Origin of the sequence: Lactiplantibacillus dongliensis (genome assembly GCF_005405105.1) — a bacterium.
In the GTDB taxonomy this organism is placed as follows: domain Bacteria; phylum Bacillota; class Bacilli; order Lactobacillales; family Lactobacillaceae; genus Lactiplantibacillus; species Lactiplantibacillus dongliensis.
Genome location: NZ_BJDK01000067.1, coordinates 1 through 2,325, shown reverse-complemented (window position 1 = coordinate 2,325; position 2,325 = coordinate 1). Strand labels below are relative to the sequence as shown.

At 45.5% G+C, this 2,325-nt stretch carries 3 protein-coding genes; all 3 read left to right on the top strand.

The window, feature by feature from the left end; genetic code table 11:
* Positions 1-389 precede the first annotated feature (389 nt).
* The 3 genes from FFM80_RS14400 (at position 390) to FFM80_RS14390 (ending at position 2,218) form a co-directional block, all read left to right on the top strand.
* Positions 390-971, top strand: a complete 582-nt coding sequence (locus FFM80_RS14400) for a sugar O-acetyltransferase (RefSeq protein ID WP_137641425.1) — start codon at positions 390-392, stop codon at positions 969-971.
* 64 nt (positions 972-1,035) lie between these two features.
* Positions 1,036-1,479 (top strand): universal stress protein, encoded by a 444-nt coding sequence (locus tag FFM80_RS14395; RefSeq protein WP_137641424.1) that lies wholly within the window; start codon positions 1,036-1,038, stop codon positions 1,477-1,479.
* Positions 1,480-1,585: 106 nt separating this feature from the next.
* On the top strand, positions 1,586-2,218 hold the full coding sequence (locus FFM80_RS14390) for a histidine phosphatase family protein (RefSeq protein WP_137641423.1): 633 nt from the start codon (positions 1,586-1,588) through the stop codon (positions 2,216-2,218).
* The last annotated feature ends 107 nt before the right edge of the window (positions 2,219-2,325 follow it).

Genomic DNA, 2,325 nt, shown 5'->3' with positions numbered 1-2,325 from the left:
GAGGCTTTCAAGCTAGGCTAGAACAATGCTTATTAGTGGATACTATAAACCAAATCAACTAGCACCAAGCGTTAGTTTATAAATAGCCAATAATTAACGACGGGCGGCTCAGAATTGGCTCAGTGGTGTCGTTTATCTTAGTTGGCGATTTTCCGACTTAGATAACCCCTGGCTTGTGGAAGACCGCACTTAGCTTCCAAACGCGGCCACCACGTTCCAGCCGATTCTGGGTCAACCAGAGTGGCAATTTAAACCAACTAGCGCCAAGCGTAAGCTTAATATCGGCTCCAAAAACAATCGGTTTAGCAGTGTGGTATGCTAAATGTATGGTTTCTTCAGAAAGTTAATGAATTCTAAACTAACCAACACTCAAATAAAGGAAGTTCAGCATGGAAATCGATAAAGATTCAGCGTACCAACAAATGATCAATGGCGAGCTCTACATGGAATCTCCAAAGCTACTAAAGCTACGGAATGATGTCCGGACGAGTATTATGCAATACAACCAGATTGCGGATAATGATGAACGTAATGCTAAAATGAAGGGCCTGTTACGCTCAGTTGGCGACCGTTTCTTCGTGGAACCAACGTTTGAATTTAGCTATGGCGTCAATATCACAATTGGTAATCACTTTTATGCAAACCACGGTGTCACGATTTGTGACGAAGGCGTGGTTAAAATCGGGAATGATTGCAAGTTTGGACCTAAAGTCGGCTTGTATACACCAGTCCATCCGCTTGATCCAACGGTTCGGCGGACGGAAGCGGAACGGACGGCGCCCATTACAATTGGTAATGATGTCTGGATTGGTGGTAGTGCGATGGTCTTGCCTGGTGTTACTTTAGGCAATAATGTGGTCGTTGGAGCTGGCGCCGTGGTGACCCATTCGTTCCCTGATAACGTGGTCGTTGTTGGGAATCCAGCGCGAGTCTTGAAAGAAAATAAACCGACCGAGAAAGTTGACAAATAACTGATTTTAACTGAAAATCTAGGTAGTTAAGCAGTTAATTTTGCACAATAAGGAGCGGTCAAAAATGTCAGAAATGAGTCCCAAGGAATTTAAACATATTTTAGTGGGGGTCGATGACTCAGATGATGCCCAGTTAGCCTTTCGTTATGCGATTAATCGTGCCAAATCCGATGGCGCGAAGTTGACGATTGTGTCGATTCTCGAACAGGATAATATGAATGTCTACGAAGCCATGAGTAAAGATTTTATTCATGGCCAGCGGTCCGATCTCGAAGCGCATGTTCAGCAATATCAAAAGTTAGCTGAACAATTTGGGATTAAAGATGTCACGACCGTCGTTGATGAAGGTGATCCTGGTGAAACGATTGTTAAGGATATTATTCCGGCCTTAAAACCAGATTTGTTAGTGATTGGGTCAATTTCTAAAAAGGGTGTCCGGAGATATTTCGGATCACAAGCGGCCTATATGGCAAAGCATGCACCAATTTCAGTCTTGGTCGTGCGTTAATCAAGCAAGTTAATAGATTAATTGAGCGGGTCATTCAGCGGAATGGCTCGCTTTCGTGTTATAGTGGTTAGACAAATGAAAATACATGAAAAAAGAGGGACCCACGATGAAAGCTATCACCTTATATTTGGTCGTTACTGGGACGACTTACTTCGATCAATTGGACCGTTTCCAAGGCTGGAGCGGTACGCCATTAACACCGGCTGGCCTGCAAGCCAGTCAAGCTGTCGGCCGGCAGTTAGCAGATGTTAAGTTTGCGACAGCTTATACGAGTGATACGAGTCGCGGTGTCCAAACGGTGCGGGCAGTCTTGGCAGCTCAGGCTTCAAAGCCTAAGATTCATACGAAGTTGGCCTTACGTGGACCATTCTACGGGGGCTTTGAAGGTCTCGAACAAGCCGCCGTCTGGTCAGGCTTTGCGACTAAGCTAGGTTATCCAAGTCTGGCCGCCTTTGAAGCTGACCAAACGCCACGCGACTTACAAAGTTTGTTGCATGACCATGATGCCGCGAGTTTGGCTGAAAGCGGGGCTGAGTTCTGGGAACGATATACGGCTGGATTAGCGCAAGTTACGGCTGGAACACCGGCAGATGGTAATGTGTTAGTTGCCATTAATGCGGCTGCTTTACGGACATTATGGTTTGAGTTGGCGGGTCAACAGCCCACACGTGACCAGGTGGCACCAGGAACGGTCACCATTGTCGATCAAGTCGAAGGAAAAATGACGTTACGCGCTTAAGGCGGACGTTTTAATTGGCAAAAACCACGGTTTATTAAAAACCAAGCAGAAAACCTGCGATTTTAATCGCGGGATGAATGCCAGTATTTAATAGTTTTTATCGAAAC